Genomic DNA, 18,390 nt, shown 5'->3' with positions numbered 1-18,390 from the left:
CAGGGCCTGCCCGGGGGGAGGGACGGGTCATGAGGGTCAGCGTTTTCGGGCTCGGCTACGTGGGCTGCGTGTCGGCCGCGTGCCTGGCCGGCATGGGGCACGAGGTCATCGGGGTGGACGTGAACCAGGTGAAGGTCGACCTGGTCAACGACGGCAAGGCACCGGTGGTCGAGGAACGGATCGGCGAGCTGATCGCCGAGGTCGTGGGGACCGGGGCGCTGCGCGCCACCGGAGACGTCCACGAGGCGGTCATGGGCAGCGAGGTGTCGCTGGTCTGCGTGGGCACGCCGTCGGAGCCCAACGGCAGTTTGTGCACCACGTACCTGGAGCGGGTCACCGAGCAGATCGGCGCCGCGCTGGCGGACCGCGGCGGGCGCGGCGGGCGGCACACGGTCGTGTTCCGCAGCACCATGCTCCCGGGCACCGCCCTGAACCTGCTCGTGCCGATACTGGAGAAGTACGTCGGCGGCACGGCCGGGGTGGACTTCGGGGTCGCGGTCAACCCGGAGTTCCTGCGCGAGGGCACGAGCGTGCGGGACTTCTTCGACCCGCCCAAGACCGTCATCGGCGAGCTGGACCCGGCGAGCGGCGACGTCATGGCGGCGCTGTACGACGGCCTGCCCGGCGAGGTGTTCCGGGTGCCGGTCGCGACGGCCGAGGCGATCAAGTACGCGGACAACGCGTTCCACGGCCTCAAGATCGGCTTCGCGAACGAGCTGGGCGCGGTGTGCCAGGCGCTCGGGGTGGACTCGCACCAGGTGATGGACGTGTTCCTGGCCGACCGCAAGCTGAACATCAGCCCCGCATACCTGCGGCCCGGCTTCGCCTTCGGCGGCTCCTGCCTGCCCAAGGACCTGCGCAGCCTGGTCCACGCGGCGCAGCGGGCCGACGTCTCGGTGCCCATCCTCGCCCACGTGCTGCCCTCCAACTCCGCGCATCTGGAGCGCGCGGTGGAGCTGGTCGAGCGCACCGGCAAGCGCCGGGTGGGGATGTTCGGGCTGTCCTTCAAACCCGGCACCGACGACCTGCGTGAGAGCCCGCTGGTCGAGCTGGCGGAGAGGCTCTTCGGCAAGGGGTACGACCTGCGGATCCACGACGCCAACGTGAGCCTGTCCAGGCTGCTCGGCGCGAACCGCGAGTACGTCGAGACCCGGCTGCCGCACCTGGCGCAACTGCTCGCGGAATCCGTCGAGGACGTGCTGGAGCACGCCGAGGTGTGCCTGGTCGGGACGAGGGACCCGGCCGTGCTGTCGGCGCTGCCGCACGGCGAGGGCCCGACGCTGATCGACCTCATCCACCTTCCCGACGCCGAGGCGCGCCGGGCCGAACCGGGGTACGTGGGCCTTGCTTGGTGACACTTCGTTCGACGACGGAGCCGGCGGCGACCGGCCGGGCCGGCGCGCCCTGATCCTGGTGGAGAACCTGTCGGTGCCCTTCGACCGGCGGGTGTGGCAGGAGTGCACGACGCTGCGCGACGCCGGCTGGACGGTGGACGTCATCTGTCCCCGGGGCACTGCGCGGGACACGGAGGCGGAGGCGGAGATCGACGGGGTGCGGATCCACCGCTACCCGTTGCGCGCGGCCACCGGGGGGCCGGCCGGCTATCTGCGGGAGTACGGAGCGGCGTTGTGGCACACCGCCCGGCTGGCCCGCAAGGTCGGCCCGGTCGACGTGGTCCACGCCTGCAACCCGCCCGACCTGCTGTTCCTGCCGGCCCTGTGGCTGAAGCGGCGCGGCGCGCGGTTCGTCTTCGACCAGCACGACCTGATACCCGAGCTGTACCTCTCCCGGTTCGGCCGCGGCAAGGACCTGCTCTACCGCGCCGTGTGCGCGCTGGAACGGATGACCTACCGGGCCGCGGACGTCGTGCTCGCCACCAACGAGAGCTACAAGGACGTCGCGATACACCGTGGCGGCCGGCGGCCGGCGGACGTCTTCGTGGTGCGCAGCGCTCCCGCCACCGACCGGTTCCGACCGGTGCCGCCCGAACCGGGGTTGAAGTGCGGCAAGCCCCATCTGCTGTGCTACCTCGGCGTCATGGGCCCGCAGGACGGCGTCGACTACGCCTTGCGGGCGTTGGCGAAGCTGCGCGACGAGCTCGGGCGCACCGACTGGCACGCGGTGTTCGTCGGCTCCGGAGACGCCTTCGACGCGATGGTGGAGCTGTCCCGGCGGCTCGGTCTCAGCGACCAGGTGCGGTTCACCGGGCGCATTCCGGACGCCGACCTGGTGCGCTACCTGTCCACCGCGGACGTGTGCCTCTCCCCCGACCCGCGCAATCCGCTCAACGACGTGTCGACCATGAACAAGGTCCTGGAGTACATGGCGATGGGCCGGCCGATCGTCTCCTTCGACCTCCGGGAGGCGCGGGTCTCCGCCGGTGACGCCGCCGTCTACGCCCCCGCCAACGACGAGACCGAGTTCGCCGCGCTGGTCGCGATGCTGCTGGACGATCCGGAGCTGCGGGCCCGGATGGGCAAGACCGGCCAGGAGCGGATCGGCGGGCAGCTCTCCTGGCGCAACTCCCAGCGATCGCTGCTCGCCGCCTACGCAGCCGCCTGCCGTGACCGCACTCCGGTGTCGGCGGGCGCCCCGTTCCGGACAGGGAGAAGGCCGCGCAGTTGAGCGACGACACGATACGCCTGGTCACCATCGGGCGGATGCTCCGCAGGCGCGGACGGCTGCTCGCCGTCCTCGCCCTGGTCGGCGCGCTGGTCGGGTACGGCACCTCGGTGCTGTTCCCGCCGCGGTACACCGCGTCGGCATCGGTGCTGCTCCCCGGGCAGTGGGAGGAGCGCGAGCTGCTGACCCAGGTGGAGGTCGCCACCAGTTCGACGGTGATCGACCGCGCGGCCGCCGCCCTCGACCGGCCCGGCGTCGGCGTCGGCGAGCTGCGGGACCGGGTGAGCGCCAAGGCCAGCGACGGCAACATCATCAAGATCTCGGGCACGGACGACACCCCGGAGCGCGCCCAGCGGCTCTCCGACGAAGTGGCCCAGCAGTTCGTCACCTTCGCCGCGCAGATCGCGGGCGGCGGCACCGACGCCGACGCCGCGTCGGGGCCCGAGGCCCTGCGGCAGCAGGTGTCGCAGACCAACCGCCGCATCACCGACCTGGCCGACTCGGCCGATCCGGGGCGGACCGTCGAGAGCGTGCAGGCCCGCACCGAACTCGAGAAGCTGCGCAGCGCGCTGCAGGAGGCCATGAACAAGCTGGAGCAGGCCGACCCGGCGAGCAACAAGGCCGGCATGGTCGTCATGGGACCGGCGACCCGGCCGACCGGCGAGGCACCGCCGACCAGGACGCAGCTCGTCGCCGGCGGGGCGCTGCTCTTCTTCCTGCTCGCGATCGTCGGCCATCTCACCGCCGCACGGATGAACCGGCGGCTGCGCAGCGAACCGGAGATCGCCGCGGCGCTGGGCTCGGCGCTGCTCGGTACGGTCGACGTGGCCGGTGAACGGCGGGCGCACCGGCCGCGGGGCGGTGGCACGCGGGCCCGGGTCCGGCGGCTGCTGGGCGCCGACACCCGGTGGGACCTCCCGGCCCCGCGGACGTCCTCGGACGAGGCGGGCAGGCGGCTGCGCTACCGGCGGGTGTGCGCCGGTCTCCGGGAGCAACTGCCGTCCCCCCGGCGGCTGCTGGTCGTCGTACCGGACGGCGACGAGATCGCCCGCCGGGCCGCCGGGCAGCTCGTCGCCGAGGCCGAGGGCGATCCGCTGCTGCGCGTGGTGGAGGTTTCGGTGTCCCGGCCGACGGTGCCGGACCGCGACACCGAGTCCGGTGCCCTGGTCGTACTCAGCGCGGGCGGCTGGACCGCGGAGGAGCTCGCCGGCATCGCCGAGGCCTGTGCGGACGGCGGGCACGAGGTCGTCGGCATCGTCCTCGCCGACCCGGTCCGGGCCCGTCCGACGCGGTCCGCCGACCGGCCCCGGGACGACGCCGGCGGTGCGGTCCCGGTGGGCGGCCACGCGACGGGAGGTGCCACGTGACGACGAGCGAGACGTCCTCTTCCTCGGCCGGCGCTCCGCTGCTCGACCTCCAGGCGCTGGTGGTGGCGGTGCGCAGGCGGCGCCGCTTCTGGGGCTCCCTGGCACTGCTGGGGCTCCTGGTCGGCGCGGCGGTGGCGGTCCTGATGCCACCGCCGCCGACCGCGGTGGCCCAGGTGCTGGTCGCGCATCAGGAGGACCAGCCGAACGACACCGGAACGCTGATCCGCACCGACGTCGAACTGCTGGGCACCACACGGATCGCCGGTCAGGCCCTGCGGTCGCTGAAGTCCACGGAGAACCCCGAGGACTTCATGCGGGACTACCGGGTCACCGGCCTGACCAACAACCTGCTCCAGATCGAGGTGACGGGTGACAGCGACGCGGAAGCGGTGGCGCGGGCCAAGGCGCTGGCCGACGCGTTCGTCGCCGACCACGTGAAGCGGATGCGGGAGACCGCCGAGGCCGAGGCCGAGGCCCTCCTCGACCAGCGGGACCGGATGCGGAAGGAGCTCGCCGAGGTCAACGAGGCGATCGGGGACCGGTCGCCGGAAAGCGACCCGGAGGCGTCGGCGAGCATCGAGTCGCTCTTCGCCCGCCGGGCCGAGCTCGACTCGCGGATCGCCGAATTCGACCAGCGTGCCGCGGAGGCGCGCACCGGCGCGCCCAGGGTCGTCGCCGGCACGCAGATCGTGGACGCCCCGCACCTGGTGCGGCACTCCCTGCCCATGACCACGGTCACCGACGCCGCGATCGGACTGGCCCTGGGGCTGGTCCTCGGGCTCGCGCTGGCCGCGGTGTCCGCGGTGGTGGCGGACCGCCCCGTGCTGCGCCGGGAGATCGCGGCGAATCTGGGCGCCTCGGTCGTCGCGGAGCTGCGCCGCGCGCCACGCCGGTCGGCCGGGTGGCGGCGCCGGCGGACCCGGGCGGCACGCGAACGGCTCACCACGACCCTGGCCCGTGCGGTGCGCGGCTCCGCGGAACCGGTGTCGCTGCTGGAACTGGGCTGTGCGCGCGGCACGAGCGTGATCGCCATGGACCTCGCCCGGGCGCTGGCGGCGCAGGGTCCTGTGGTCGTCGTCGACGGTCTGCCCGGACCGCAGCTCGCCCGACGCCGCCCGAGGCCGTCGGACCCGACCGTGGTCGGCGGCGAGCGTACCGAGGCCTCCTCGCCCCAGGAGCGCCGGCTCGGCGTCGGCTCGGTCGCACCGGGTACGGCGTGGACCGACCTCCAGCACCTGGGCGGCCGGACCGTGCTCGTCGTGCGTGCCGGGCACGGCAGCGCCGCGTGGCTGCACACCGTGGCCCGGCAGCTCGCGGACCAGCGGATCGCGGTGATCGGGGTGGTGCTGATCGACCCCGATCCGCGAGACCGGACCGACGGCACGCTGTGGGACGGGCAGCACACCGCGCTGCGCGGCCACTTCGACCGGCAGGCCCGGCGCAACGGTTCGCGGCCGCGCACGGAGCGGCCGCCGGTGCCGGCCGCACGGGTCCCGGACAGCGACGAGGAGGTGCGGTAGGACATGTGTGGCATCGCAGGCACGTACCGATGGCCGGACGGGAAGGCCGTCACCGACCGGCTCACCGATGTGCTCGCCCACCGCGGTCCGGACGGGGCGGGCCGGTACGGCCACCGGGCCGGTGACGGCGAAGTGCACCTGGGGCACCGCCGGCTGGCCATCATCGACCTGTCCGAGACCGGCGCCCAGCCGATGGTCTCGGACGGCCTCGCCCTGACCTACAACGGCGAGCTGTACAACGCGCCCGAGCTGCGCGCCGAGATGGCGTCCGCCGGGGTGCGCTTTCGCGGTAGCTCCGACACCGAGGTGCTGCTCGAGGCCTGGCGACGCTGGGGCACCGACTGCCTGCCCCGGCTGCGCGGCATGTTCGCGTTCGCGGTCTTCGACGAGCGGACCGGTGAGCTGGTGCTCGCCCGCGACCAGCTCGGCATCAAGCCGCTGTTCCTGCTCCGGCGCGGCGCGGGCCTGGTGTTCGCCTCCGAGCTCAAGGCGCTGGCCGCCGTGAGCGGCGGGTCGCTCGAGGTGGACCACGCCGCGCTGGTGGCCTCGCTGCTGTACTACTGGGTGCCGGACTCGCGGTGCGCGTTCCGCGAGGCGGAGAAGCTGCCGCCGGGCAGCTGGCTCAGGTGCCGGCCCGACGGCCGGGTGGAGCGCGGCCGGTACTGGAACCTGAAGGACGTCGCCGCCGAGGGCCAGGAACGCGCGCGAGCCGGGGAGCTGCCGGATGTCGCCGCCGTCGTCGAGGAATCGACCCGGCGTCACCTGCTTTCCGACGTACCCGTGGCGACCTTCCTCTCCGGCGGGCTCGACTCCAGCTACCTGACCGCGCTGGCGGCCCGCGACCGGCCCGGGATCTCCGCCTACACGATCGGGTTCCGCGCCGAGGACGCCAGGTTCGAGGCGATGCCGGACGACCTTCGCTATGCCCGGCAGGTGGCCGAGCGGTTCGGCGTCGACCTGCACGAGATCGAGATCGCCCCGGACGTGCTCGACCTGCTGCCGCGGATGACACACCACCTGGACGAGCCGATCGGCGACCCCGCCGCGATCAACACCTTCCTGATCTGCGAGGCCGCCCGGGAGGCCGGGGTCAAGGTGCTGCTCTCCGGGATGGGCGCCGACGAGCTGTTCGCCGGTTACCGCAAGCACCTGGCCAACCTGCTCGCGCTGCGCTACCAGCGCGTCCCGCGGCCCCTGCGGCGCGGTCTGTCCGCCGCCGTGGACCGGCTGCCGGTCGCCACGGCCCGCCGGGGGTACCGGTCCGTGCGCTTCGCGAAGCGGTTCCTCTCCTTCGCCGATCTGCCGGAGGAGACCGCGTTCCGGCGCAGCTACACCATGTACGACCAGGAGGAGCTGCTCGCCCTGCTCGACCCGGACCTGGCCCCGGCGGTCGAGGACGTGCTGACCGAGCACGCGGACACCTACCAGGACAACGACCTCGACGACTTCGTCAACCGCATGTGCCTGGGCGACGCCCGGATGTTCCTGCCGGGTCTCAACCTCGCCTACACGGACCGGTCGAGCATGGCGGCGTCGACGGAGGTGCGGGTGCCGTACGTGGACGTCGACGTGGTCAGGGCGGCGTTCGCGGTGCCCGGGGACCGCAAGATCGTCGGCCGGCAGGGCAAGGCGGTCCTCAAGGAGGCGGCCACCTCGATCCTGCCCCGGGAGATCGTGTACCGGCCCAAGGGCCTGTTCAGCGCCCCGTTGCGGGCCTGGATGAGCCGTGATCTGGCACCGCTGGTGCGCGAGGTGGTGAACGACGGCGTACTCGTCGGGTCCGGGCTCCTGCGCCGAGACGCGCTGGCGCGCATGGTCGCCGAGGACGCGGCCGGGCAGCGGGACTTCTCCAAGCATCTGTGGCACGTGCTGACCCTCGAGTACTGGTATCGCGGCGCGACCTCCGGCTCCGGTTCCGGCCAAAGCCGGGCGGCTTGAAGGTTTGGCGGCTTGACGGCTTGACGGCGTAGAGACAAGAGGACTTCGGGTGAAACAGGTTGTGCAGAACTACAAGAGCGGCGAGCTGGCGCTGCTCGACGTGCCGGTGCCGGGCTGCAAGCCGGGCGGTGTGCTGGTGCGGACCGCCTACTCGCTGATCTCCACCGGGACCGAGCTGATGAAGGTCTCCGAGGCCGGCATGTCGATGCTGGGCAAGGCCCGTTCCCGGCCGGACCAGGTGGCCAAGGTCGTGCAGAGCGTGGCCACCAACGGGGTGCCCGCCACGTACCGCAAGGTGATGGGCAAGCTGGACTCCTACACGCCCCTGGGCTACTCGCTGTGCGGGGTGGTCGAGGAGGTCAGCGCCGGGATCGACGACGTGAAGGCCGGCGACCTCGTGGCCTGCGCCGGCAACGAGCACGCGCTGCACGCCGAGTTGAACTGGGTGCCGAAGAACCTCTACACCCCGGTGCCCGACGGCCTCGAGCCGCGGCACGCGGCCTTCGGCACCGTCGGGTCGATCGCGCTGCAGGGCGTCCGCCAGGGCGAGTCGCGGCTCGGCGAAGTGGCGCTGGTCGTCGGCCTCGGGCTGATCGGGCAGCTGGTGGTGCAGTTGCTGGCCGCCTCGGGAGTCCGCGTGGTCGGCGCCGATCCCGACCCGGCGCGCTGCGAGCTGGCCGCGCGTCTGGGCGCCGCGGCCTGCGGCGATCCCGCGTCCCCGGCCGTGGAGAGTGCCGTCGCCGAACTCACCGGCGGTCACGGCGTGGACCAGGTGTACCTGGCCGCCGGCGGCGGCAGCAACCAGCCCGTCGAGCTGGCCGCCCGGCTGTGCCGGGACCGGGGGCGGGTCGTCGACATCGGCAAGTGCCGCCTCGACCTGCCGTGGAACGCGTACTACGAGAAGGAGCTCGACGTCAGGTTCTCCCGCAGTTACGGCCCCGGGCGCTACGACCCGGAGTACGAGCTGGAGGGGCGGGACTATCCGATCGGCTACGTGCGCTGGACCGAGCGCCGCAACCTGGCCTGCTTCCTCGACCTCGCCGCCCGCGGCCGCGTGGACGTGGAACCGCTGGTCTCCCACACCGCCGACTTCGACGACGCCGTCGAGACGTACCGGAGCCTCAAGGACGGCGGCCTGAAGGCCGTGGCGGTGCTCTTCCGGTACCCCGGACGAGCGGCCGGGCCCGGGGACCAGGCAACGGCACCGGCACCGGTGGTGGCCGTGCCCGCGGTGAACGTGAAGCGGAGGCAGACCGCCCGCACCGCCAAGGCGCCGGTGCGCCTCGCGTTCGTCGGCGCCGGGAACTACGCGACCTCGATGCTGCTGCCGCACCTGGCGCAGCGCGGCGGCGTCGAGTTGTCCACGGTCGTCACCACGACGGCACTGTCCGCCGCCAACGCGCAGCGCAAGTTCGGCTTCGCCCGGGCGACCACCGATCTCGACGCCGTGCTCGGCGACACCTCGATCGACGCGGTGTTCGTCGTCACCCGCCACAGCTCGCACGCGGAACTGACCCGGCGGGCGCTGCTGGCCGGCAAGGCGGTGTTCGTCGAGAAGCCGCTGGCGCTCACCGGGGACGAACTGGCGGGCGTGCTCGCGGCGGTGGAGGAGTCAGGCAACGACCGGCTCCAGGTGGGCTTCAACCGGCGGTTCGCGCCGCTGCTGCGGGAGGCCGGAAGGCAGTTCGGCGCCCGCAACGGGCCGGCGCACGTCCGGTACCTGGTCAACGCGGGCCGGCTGGACCACGGCAGCTGGTATCTCCAACAGGGCACCGAGGGCTCCCGGTTCGCCGGAGAGGGCGGGCACTTCATCGACACGGCGAGCCGGCTGCTGGGCGCCGACCCGGTGTCGGTGTACGCGACCGCCACGCCCGGCAACGAGGACCTCCAGGTCGTCCTGCGCTACCCGGACGGGTCCACCGCCACCATCGCCTACGTCACCACAGGACCCTCTGGGTTCCCGAAGGAGACCCTGGACCTGGTCGCGGACGGCCGCGCGCTGCGGCTCGACGACTTCGTCCGCGCCGCCGTCTACGACGGCCGCCGCAAGCGGTCGGTCGGCCCGCGGCTGCCCAAGGCCCGGGACAAGGGCCAGGCCGCCGAACTGGCCGCGTTCGTCAAGGCCGTACGGACCGGCGGGCCGATGCCCGTGCCGCTCGAGTCGCTGGTCGCCACCACCGCGGCCACCCTCGCCGTGCCGGCCTCGCTGGCGGCCGGTGCGCCGGTGACACTGGCGGGGGCGCGATGACCATGAGCGCGGGCTGGTACCTGCGGCGGCTGTCCCGGATGGGTCCGCGGGAGGTCGGCGGCCGGGCGGGCGACGCGGTGCGCAGGCGGCGCTGGCGCTCGGCTCGCCCTGAGAGCCCGTCCGTGAGCGGCGCGCGGTTCACCGCGGTACTGCCCGCCGGGACCCTCGCCGCGGTGCCGCCGGACGCCGCGAAACGTCTGGTCGCTCAGGCGGACCGGCTGATGGCCGGGCACGTCGAGTACTTCGGCGTGCTCCGCGACGACCTGACCGACCCGGACTGGTGGTACGACCCGAAGACCGGGCGCCGCGCCCCGTGGGGCTACGCCTTCGACGTGCCGTACCGGAACGAGGACGCGGTCGGGGACGTCAAGCAGATCTGGGAGCTGTCCCGGCATCAGTACCTCACCGTGCTCGCCGCCGCCTACGCGGTCACCGGGAACGAGCGGTACGCCGAGCGCGTGGCCGAGCACCTGCGGTCGTGGTGGACGTCGAACGCGCCGCTGCGCGGGGTGCACTGGACCAGCGGCATCGAGCTGGGGATCCGGCTGCTGTCCTGGGTGTGGATCCGCCGGCTGCTCGACGGCTGGCCGGGCGCGGCCACGCTGTTCGAGGGCAACCCGGCGGCGCTGAACCAGATCTGGCACCACCAGCGCTGGCTGGCCGCCTTCCCCAGCCGCGGGTCCTCGGCGAACAACCACGTCGTCGCCGAGGCCGCCGGACAGCTCGCCGCGGCCTGCGCGTTCGGGTGGTTCCCCTCCTCGGCGCGCTGGCGGGCCGACGCGCTGCGGTCGCTGGAACGGCATCTGAAGAGCAACACCTTCGGCTCCGGCCTCAACCGCGAGCTGGCCACCGAGTACCACGGCCTCGTGCTGGAACTCGGCCTGGCCGCGCTGGCGGAGGCGGATGCCGCCGGCGTGCCGGTCCCCGCGTCCGTCCGGCTGGTGCTGCTGCGCATGACCGACGCGCTCGCGGCCGTCGTGGACAGCCGGCTGCGTCCGCCCCGCCAGGGCGACGCGGACGACGGGCACGGCCTGGTCGTGGACGGTGCGGGCACCGACCGCTGGGCCTCGCTGCTGGCCACCGGGGACGCCGTGTTCGGCTCGCTCCCCTGGTGGCCGACGGTGACCGGCACCGATGTGCGCACCGCGCTGCTGGCCGCGCTCATCCGGCCGTACGCGGACAGAGGGACCGGCCCGGCCGTCCGGCGACCGGCGACCCGGCCGGCCCACTTCGCCGACGCGGGGCTGACCATCCTGCGCGGTCCGGCGGGGATCTGGTGCCGCTGCGACGGCGGTCCGCACGGCTTCCTGTCCATCGCCGCGCACGCCCACGCTGACGCGCTGTCCGTGGAGGTCCGGCACGACGGGGTCGACGTGCTCGCCGACCCGGGCACGTTCTGCTATCACGGGCAGCCCGTGTGGCGGCGGTACTTCCGCTCGACCCTCGCTCACAACACCCTCCAGATCGACGGCGCCGACCAGTCCGTCTCCGGCGGCCCGTTCCTGTGGACCCGGCACGCCCGCACCCGTGTCCTTGCCGCGGACACGTCCGGCTCCTCGGACAGGGGGGTGTCCCGCTGGTGCGCGGAGCACGACGGCTACGGACGCTCCGTGCACCGCCGCCGGGTGGAACTGACGGCCGAGAGCCAGGAGTTGCGGGTGGTCGACGAGGTGCGCGGCCCGCGCCGGTCGGTGCGGCTGGCGTTCCATCTCGGCCCGGCGATCACCGCGGACCTGGCGGGGAGCCGGGCCGTGCTCACCTGGGCCCGGGACGGCGAGGACCGCTCGGCGGTGCTCGATCTGCCCGGGCAGCTGTCCTGGCGGGCGCATCGCGGCGAGAGCGACCCGCCACTGGGCTGGTACTCCGCCGGTTTCGGGCGCAAGGAACCCGCCACCACGCTGGTCGGCACCGGCTTCGCCGACGGCGCGGCCGGGTTCACGACCGTACTCAGGTTCCACGGCTAGGGGGGCGTGTGGGGATCAAGGGGCGGCACTGGGCGTGGCCGGTGGCACCGGTGGCACTGGCTCTGCTGGCGGCGACCGGCTGCGACGGCACGCCAAAGGCGCGGCCGGAGCCGACCGCGCCCTCCGCTTCCGGCGCGCCCTCCGCTTCCGGCGCGCGGTCCGTGGCCCGGGTGTGCGCCAAACCTCCGGCCGGGCCGGCGAAGGCACCGGCGGGCGCGGTGACGGTCGACCCCGCGGTCGCCGGTGACCTGGCCGCGAAGACCAAGAGCAGTCCCGCGAACACCACGTTCTGGCTTCGGCCGGGCAAACACAGGCTCAAGCAGGACCGCTACGCCCAGGTCGTGCCCAAGAAGGGGAACACCTACCTCGGCGCACCGGGCGCGGTGCTCGACGGGCACAAGACCAACCAGTACGCGTTCAGCGGCGCCGCCGACGACGTCACCATCAGCCACCTGACCGTGCAGGGTTTCGTCGCGCCGCACGACGAGGGCGTGGTCAACCACGATTCGGCCGACGGCTGGGTGATCGAGCACTCGACGATCCAGAACAACTCCGGCGCCGGGCTGATGGCCGGTGCCCGCCAGCAGGTCCGCGCGAACTGCCTGCGCGACAACGGCCAGTACGGCATGAACGCGTACAAGGGCGGCGGCCCGCTGACGGACCTGGTGGTCGAAGGCAACGAGATCGTGGGCAACAACACCGGCGACTGGGAGCGGCGGCGCTCGGGCTGCGGCTGCACCGGAGGCGTCAAGTTCTGGGCCGTCGACGGCGCCGACATCCGCGGCAACTGGGTGCACGACAACCGCGGGACCGGGCTGTGGGCGGACACCAACAACAACGACTTCCGCATCGAGGACAACGTGCTGGAGGCCAACGACGGTGCCGCGCTGATCTACGAGACCAGCTACAACGCGGTCATCCGCAACAACACCATCCGGCGCAACAACTGGGTGGAGGGCCGCAGGTACGCCGACCGCGGCGACGACTTCCCGTTCGCGACGGTCTACCTGTCCGAGTCCGGCGGGGAAGCACGTGTCCGGGCCCGCACGGACAAGATCGAGGTCTACGGGAACCTGTTCGAGAACAACTGGTCCGGAATCACTCTGTGGGAGAACGCCGACCGGTTCTGCAACAGCCCGGCCAACACCTCGTCCGGTGACTGCACGTTGCTGGTGAAGGACATCGACCGCTGCGATGCGCCGGCGATCGCCGACGCACCGCTCTACGCCGACTGCCGGTGGAAGACCCAGCGGGTGGACATCCACGACAACCGCTTCGTGCTGGACAAGTCCGTCGTCGACTGCACGGTGAAGTGCGACCGCATGGCGGTGCTGGCCAACTACGGTACCTATCCGGACTGGTCTCCGTACCAGGGCGAGCGGGTGGCCGAGGCGATCACCCTCGAGCAGCACAACCGCTGGCACGACAACGTCTATGTCGGAGCGTGGAAGTTCGTCGCCCACGACCCGAGCCGGGTGCTCGACTTCGGGCAGTGGCGGGGCATGCCCTACCGCCAGGACGCGGGCAGCACCCTCGACCCCCGGGTTGGTGGTTGAGATGGGCGGGGAGCACACGCCGAAGGCGGTCGGGGCGGTCTGGGGGCTGCTGGTCCTCAACACGCTGGGCTCCGCCGGTGCGGAGACCATCATTCCGCTGCCCCGCTCGCTCATCCAGATGGTCACCATGGGCGCCCTGGTGGCCGCGTTCGGCCTGGCGCTCGCGCTCAATCTCCGGCTGCGCATCCGGGCCGGCGCCTACGTGTTCCTGCTCACCCTGCTGCTGGTGCCGAGCGTGATCTCCAGCGCGCATCTGGAGTCCGGGTTCGGCGCGCTGTTCCGCTGCGCCCGGCTGGCCCTCTTCATCGGCACGCTGTGGCTGCTCAGCCGCTGGTGGGACGGCGGCCTGACGTTCGTCCGGCATCACATCCGGATGTACTTCGCGGTGCTCGGATCGGTCGTCGCCGGCGCGCTGATCTCTCCGGGCGCGGCGCTGCCCGATCTCTACGGCGGGCGGCTGGTCGGCGCGTTGTGGCCGCTGACCCCGCCGCAGATCGGGCAGTACGCCGCGGTGATCGTCGGGCTCACGGTGCTGCTCGTCCTGGACCGCCGGACCGACCGGCGGAGCGCTGCGGTGATCATCGTGCCGTCGCTCGTCCTGCTCGTGCTGACCCACACCCGCACGGCCACGATCGGCCTGCTCGCCGGGCTGGCGCTGGCGATCGGCTCGCTCGTCATGACCAGCGCGGCCGCCCGCCGGTTCTTCGCCTGGGCGGTGCTGTGCGCCGCGGTGGCCACGGTGGGGTTCGCCGCCGCGCTGCGGGCGTGGTTCCTGCGCGGACAGGACGAGGAGTACTTCACCAGCCTCACCGGCCGGGCCAAGGTCTGGGACGCGCTGCTGGCAGCGCCCCGGACGACCTCGGAGCAGCTGTTCGGCATGGGCCTGGGCGACAAGTCGTTCGACGGGCTGCCGATCGACAACAGCTGGCTGGCCGTCTACCACGAGCAGGGTCTGACCGGCATCGCCCTGGTGGCGGCGATCGTCGTCGTGCTGGGCGGCGTCGCCCTGCTGCGGCCACCGTCGCTGGCGAGAGCCTGCGCGATCTTCCTGATCAGCTACTGCGCGATGGCGTCGTACACCGAGGCCGGCCTGGGGGACGCCTCGCCGTATCTGCTGCATCTGGCCGTGGCCGCCTCGCTGCTGGCGGCGCCCGCCGCGGCCGCGCCCCTCGCACCGCCAGAACCCGCACGACGTCGTGTCCCGCGCTGGGCGCGCGGATCGGAGGTGACCTGAACATGCACGTCCTCGTGGTGCACAACCGCTATGCCTCGGCGCAGCCGAGCGGGGAGAACAAGGTCGTCGACCAGGAGGTCGCGCTGCTGCGCGGCGCCGGTCACCGGGTCGAGCTGTTCGAGCGGCGCAGTGACGACATCGCCGCCCGCTCCCTGCCGGGCAAGGTCGCGGTGCCGCTGCTGGTGCCGTGGAACCCGGCGGTCCGCACGGAGCTGGCCGCCCGGCTCCGCTCGGACCGGCCGGACGTGGTGCACGTGCACAACGTCTTCCCGCTCCTGTCGCCTGCGGTGCTGGCCGCCTGCGCCGACGCCGGGGTGCCCGCCGTCGCCACGCTGCACAACTACACCCAGGTCTGCCCGCCCGGCACGCTGCAACGGGACGGCCGGCCGTGCACCGAGTGCGTCGGGTCGTCGCCGCTGCCCGCCGTGCGGCACGGCTGCTACCGCGGCTCCCGGCTGGCGACGGTGCCGCTCGCGGTGAGCCTGTCGGTCAACCGGCGGCGGTGGTGGTCCGGTGTGGAGCGGTTCTTCTGCATCTCCGCGGCGCAGCGCGACGTCCTGGTGGGGGCCGGCATGCCGGCCGGGCGGCTGGCGGTGAAGCACAACTTCGTGCCCGACCCGGACGCCCGCCGCTCGGGCGCCGGCGAGCAGCTGCTCTATCTCGGCCGGCTCGCCGAGGCCAAGGGCGTGCGGCTGCTCATGGCCGCGTGGGACGAGATCGCCGCGGACGGCGGTGTGGGCGTGCCGCTGGTGATCGCCGGCGCGGGGCCGCTGGAGCGGGAGGTGACCGCGTGGGCGGCGGGCCGGGACGACGTGCGCTACGTCGGCCTGTACGACCCGGACCAGTGCCGGCGGGCCGTCGCCCGGTCGGTGGCCGTGGTGGCTCCCTCGACGTGGCTGGAGGCGTTCGGCCTGGTGGTCGTGGAGGCGATGGCGGCGGGAGTCCCGGCCGTCGCCGCCGGACACGGCGCCTTCGTCGAACTGGTCGAGGACGGGGTGACCGGGCTGCTGCACCGGCCGGGCGAGCCCGCCTCGCTCGCGTCCGCTCTGCGCCGGATCACCACCGACGCGGGCCGCAACCGGGAGATGGGACAGGCGGCCCGGCGCCGTTACGAGCAGGCGTTCAGCCCGGCCGTCGGGCTGGAGCGGCTGGTGGAGGGGTACCGCTCCGCGATCGCGGAGCGGTCAGTACTGGCTCGCGGCGGGGACACCCGTGCGAGCAGGGGGGATGGGGACGGCACATGACACGATGCCGACTGTGCGGCGCGGATGCGATGGCGAGCGTCGTCGATCTCGGGGCGACGCCACCGTGCGAAAGCTTTCTCGCCGCGGACGAACTGGACCGGCCGGAGCCGGCGTACCCACTGCACCTGCGGGTCTGCACCGAGTGCTGGCTCGCGCAGATCCCGCCGCTGATCACTCCGGAGGAGACGTTCACGCAGTACGCGTACTTCTCCTCCTTCTCGTCCTCCTGGGTGGAGCACGCGCGGACGTTCGTCGCCGACTCCGTGGAGCGCCTCGCTCTCGGCCCCGACTCCTTCGTGGTCGAGGTCGCGAGCAACGACGGGTACCTGCTGAGGCACTTGGTGGACCGTGAGATCCGCTGCCTGGGCATCGAGCCGTCGGTGAACGTGGGGGCCGCGGCGCGGGAGGCGGGTGTGCCCACGCTCACGGAGTTCCTGGACCCGGCCACCGGCTCGGCCGTCCGCGCCGAGCACGGCCCGGCGGACCTGGTCGTGGCCAACAACGTGTACGCGCACATCCCCGACGTGGTCGGCTTCACCAAGGGCCTGCGCGCAATGGTCGCCGACGACGGCTGGGTCTCCATCGAGGTGCAGCACCTGCTGACCCTGATCGAGGAGAACCAGTACGACACGATCTACCACGAGCACTTCCAGTACTACACGGTCGCGTCCGCGACCCGGGCGCTGACGAGCGGCGGACTGGCCCTCGTGGACGTGGAGTTGCTGCCCACGCACGGCGGTTCCATCCGGCTGTGGGCCCGTCCGGTGGAGGTGGCCGGCGAGCCGACCCGGCGGGTGGCACAGGTGCTGGACCGGGAGAAGGCCGCGGGTCTGCGGGAGCTGTCCGGGTACGCCGAGTTCTCCGCCCGGGTGGCCAAGGTGCGCCGGGACCTCCTGCGGTTCCTCGTCGAGGCGGCCGAGCGCGGTGAGACGGTGGTCGGCTACGGCGCGCCGGGCAAGGGCAACACGCTGCTCAACCACTGCGGCATCCGGCCCGACCTGCTCGCCTACACGGTCGACCGAAACCCGTACAAGCACGGCAGGTTCACCCCGGGCACCCGCATCCCGATCCTGTCGCCCGAGCGGATAGCCGCCGACCGGCCGGAGTACGTCCTCGTCCTGCCCTGGAACCTGCGGGCCGAGCTGGTCGAGCAGCTGTCCTTCGTGCACGCCTGGGGCGGCCGGCTGGTCTTTCCCATCCCGGAACTGAGCATTGTCGAGGCCCCGTCTCGAGAGGTCACAGCATGAAGGTCGTACTGTTCTGCGGCGGTTACGGGCTGCGCATGCGCGCCGGAGCCTCCGACGACATGCCCAAGCCCATGGCGATGGTCGGCCCGCGGCCGCTGATCTGGCACGTCATGCGCTACTACGCCCACTTCGGCCACACGGAGTTCATCCTGTGCCTCGGCTACGGGGCCCACCACATCAAGGAGTTCTTCCTCAACTACGAGGAGACGACCTCCAACGACTTCGTGCTGCGCGGCGGACGGACCGAGCTGCTGTCCACCGACATCGCCGACTGGACGATCACGTTCGCGCAGACCGGCATCGAGTCGCCGATCGGGGAGCGGCTGCGCCGGGTGCGGCAGCACCTGGACGGCGACGAGATGTTCCTCGCCAACTACGCCGACGTGCTCACCGACGCCCCGCTGCCGGAGATGATCGACCGCTTCTCCCGGCGCGACGCGGGGGCGTCGATGATGGTGGTGCCGCCGCAGTCCTCGTTCCACTGTGTGGACCTGGGCGAGGACGGCCTGGTGGGGGGCATCACGCCGGTGAGCGAACTGCCGCTGTGGGAGAACGGCGGCTACTTCGTGCTCCGTCAGGAGGTCTTCGACCACATCCCTCAGAACGGGGACCTGGTCGCCGACGGCTGCGCCCAACTGGCCAAGCGGGGGCGGCTGGTGGCCCATCAGCACCGCGGCTTCTGGAAGCCGACCGACACCGTGAAGGAGCGGGCCGCGCTCGACGACGCCTACGCCCGGGGCGAGCGGCCTTGGGCCGTGTGGGAACGGGGCGGCGCGGGCGCGGACTCCGGGGTGAGGACCGCGTGATCGGGCTCGGCGCGGGGCGCCTGGACCGGATCGTCGCGGTGGGCGCGCACTGCGACGACATCGCCATCGGCGCCGGCGGCACGCTGCTGAAGCTGTGCCTGGCGCGGCCGGGTGTCCGCGTCGACGCGCTGGTGCTCAGTGGCGGTGGCGGCGAGCGGGAGCAGGAGGAGCAGGCCGCGCTCACGGCCTTCTGCCCGGGCGCCGACCTGCGCCTGACCGTGCACAAGCTGCCGGACGGGCGCCTGCCCGCGCACTGGGAGGAGGCCAAGTCCGCGGTCGAGGAGCTGCGCGGGCGCACCGAGCCGGATCTCGTCCTGGCGCCGCGCACCGACGACGCGCACCAGGACCACCGCGGCCTGGCGAAGCTGATGACCACGGCGTTCCGCGACCATCTCGTGCTCCGCTACGAGATCGTCAAGTGGGACGGGGATCTCGGGCGTCCGACGGCGTACCAGCCGCTGTCGCCGGAGATCGCCGAACAGAAGGTACGGCTGCTGCAGGAGCACTACCCCTCGCAGCGGCACCGGCCCTGGTACGACCGGGAGGCCTTCCTGGGCCTGGCCCGGATCCGCGGCATCGAATGCCACGCGCGCTATGCCGAGGCGTTCGACGTCACCAAACTCACTCTCGATCTGGGGGATTGA

At 72.8% G+C, this 18,390-nt stretch carries 13 protein-coding genes; all 13 read left to right on the top strand.

Going from position 1 to position 18,390, the window contains the following annotated elements; all coding sequences use genetic code 11:
- Positions 1 to 29: 29 nt before the first annotated feature.
- From ACGH7X_RS35495 to ACGH7X_RS35435, 13 genes are read left to right on the top strand one after another with little or no spacing between them, the layout of a single operon-like run.
- A complete protein-coding gene (locus ACGH7X_RS35495) occupies positions 30 to 1,355 on the top strand; it encodes a nucleotide sugar dehydrogenase (protein WP_399893488.1) in 1,326 nt (441 codons plus the stop codon).
- On the top strand, positions 1,345 to 2,625 hold the full coding sequence (locus tag ACGH7X_RS35490; RefSeq protein ID WP_399893485.1) for a glycosyltransferase family 4 protein: 1,281 nt from the start codon (positions 1,345 to 1,347) through the stop codon (positions 2,623 to 2,625). The genes ACGH7X_RS35495 and ACGH7X_RS35490 overlap by 11 nt, the downstream gene beginning before the upstream one ends.
- A complete protein-coding gene (locus ACGH7X_RS35485; protein WP_399893482.1) occupies positions 2,622 to 3,989 on the top strand; it encodes a Wzz/FepE/Etk N-terminal domain-containing protein in 1,368 nt (455 codons plus the stop codon). Before ACGH7X_RS35490 ends, ACGH7X_RS35485 begins: the two co-directional genes overlap by 4 nt.
- Positions 3,986 to 5,509, top strand: coding sequence for a Wzz/FepE/Etk N-terminal domain-containing protein (locus tag ACGH7X_RS35480; RefSeq protein WP_399893479.1), 1,524 nt, complete (start codon positions 3,986 to 3,988; stop codon positions 5,507 to 5,509). Before ACGH7X_RS35485 ends, ACGH7X_RS35480 begins: the two co-directional genes overlap by 4 nt.
- A 3-nt stretch (positions 5,510 to 5,512) precedes the next feature.
- Positions 5,513 to 7,447: an asparagine synthase (glutamine-hydrolyzing) gene (asnB, locus tag ACGH7X_RS35475; RefSeq protein WP_399893476.1), complete on the top strand. Its 1,935-nt coding sequence runs from the start codon at positions 5,513 to 5,515 to the stop codon at positions 7,445 to 7,447.
- Between the two features lie 49 nt (positions 7,448 to 7,496).
- Positions 7,497 to 9,695, top strand: a complete 2,199-nt coding sequence (locus ACGH7X_RS35470) for a bi-domain-containing oxidoreductase (protein WP_399893474.1) — start codon at positions 7,497 to 7,499, stop codon at positions 9,693 to 9,695.
- Positions 9,692 to 11,659, top strand: a complete 1,968-nt coding sequence (locus tag ACGH7X_RS35465; RefSeq protein WP_399893471.1) for an alginate lyase family protein — start codon at positions 9,692 to 9,694, stop codon at positions 11,657 to 11,659. The genes ACGH7X_RS35470 and ACGH7X_RS35465 overlap by 4 nt, the downstream gene beginning before the upstream one ends.
- Before the next feature lie 8 nt (positions 11,660 to 11,667).
- Positions 11,668 to 13,215 (top strand): right-handed parallel beta-helix repeat-containing protein, encoded by a 1,548-nt coding sequence (locus ACGH7X_RS35460; RefSeq protein ID WP_399893468.1) that lies wholly within the window; start codon positions 11,668 to 11,670, stop codon positions 13,213 to 13,215.
- 1 nt (position 13,216) lies between these two features.
- The gene (locus tag ACGH7X_RS35455) at positions 13,217 to 14,449 is read left to right on the top strand and encodes an O-antigen ligase domain-containing protein (protein ID WP_399893465.1); all 1,233 of its coding nucleotides are present in this window, start codon (positions 13,217 to 13,219) and stop codon (positions 14,447 to 14,449) included.
- A gap of 2 nt (positions 14,450 to 14,451) precedes the next feature.
- A complete protein-coding gene (locus ACGH7X_RS35450; protein WP_399893462.1) occupies positions 14,452 to 15,693 on the top strand; it encodes a glycosyltransferase in 1,242 nt (413 codons plus the stop codon).
- On the top strand, positions 15,690 to 16,940 hold the full coding sequence (locus tag ACGH7X_RS35445; RefSeq protein WP_399893460.1) for a class I SAM-dependent methyltransferase: 1,251 nt from the start codon (positions 15,690 to 15,692) through the stop codon (positions 16,938 to 16,940). Before ACGH7X_RS35450 ends, ACGH7X_RS35445 begins: the two co-directional genes overlap by 4 nt.
- Positions 16,937 to 17,746: a glucose-1-phosphate cytidylyltransferase gene (locus ACGH7X_RS35440; protein WP_399893457.1), complete on the top strand. Its 810-nt coding sequence runs from the start codon at positions 16,937 to 16,939 to the stop codon at positions 17,744 to 17,746. Before ACGH7X_RS35445 ends, ACGH7X_RS35440 begins: the two co-directional genes overlap by 4 nt.
- Positions 17,743 to 18,390: a PIG-L deacetylase family protein gene (locus tag ACGH7X_RS35435; protein WP_399893454.1), complete on the top strand. Its 648-nt coding sequence runs from the start codon at positions 17,743 to 17,745 to the stop codon at positions 18,388 to 18,390. Before ACGH7X_RS35440 ends, ACGH7X_RS35435 begins: the two co-directional genes overlap by 4 nt.

This window comes from Streptomyces sp. BBFR51 (genome assembly GCF_044591655.1).
Taxonomy (GTDB): Bacteria; Actinomycetota; Actinomycetes; order Streptomycetales; family Streptomycetaceae; genus Streptomyces.
Note: the sequence above shows the minus strand (reverse complement) of the source record. Positions and strands in the feature narration are given on the sequence as shown.

Bases quoted from the DNA above. Each gene is read 5' to 3' on its own strand.
- ACGH7X_RS35495 (WP_399893488.1), top strand. From the start codon at position 30: ATGAGGGTCAGCGTTTTCGGGCTCGGCTACGTGGGCTGCGTGTCGGCC.
- asnB (WP_399893476.1), top strand. From the start codon at position 5,513: ATGTGTGGCATCGCAGGCACGTACCGATGGCCGGACGGGAAGGCCGTC.
- ACGH7X_RS35465 (WP_399893471.1), top strand. From the start codon at position 9,692: ATGACCATGAGCGCGGGCTGGTACCTGCGGCGGCTGTCCCGGATGGGT.
- ACGH7X_RS35455 (WP_399893465.1), top strand. From the start codon at position 13,217: ATGGGCGGGGAGCACACGCCGAAGGCGGTCGGGGCGGTCTGGGGGCTG.
- ACGH7X_RS35450 (WP_399893462.1), top strand. From the start codon at position 14,452: ATGCACGTCCTCGTGGTGCACAACCGCTATGCCTCGGCGCAGCCGAGC.
- ACGH7X_RS35445 (WP_399893460.1), top strand. From the start codon at position 15,690: ATGACACGATGCCGACTGTGCGGCGCGGATGCGATGGCGAGCGTCGTC.
- ACGH7X_RS35440 (WP_399893457.1), top strand. From the start codon at position 16,937: ATGAAGGTCGTACTGTTCTGCGGCGGTTACGGGCTGCGCATGCGCGCC.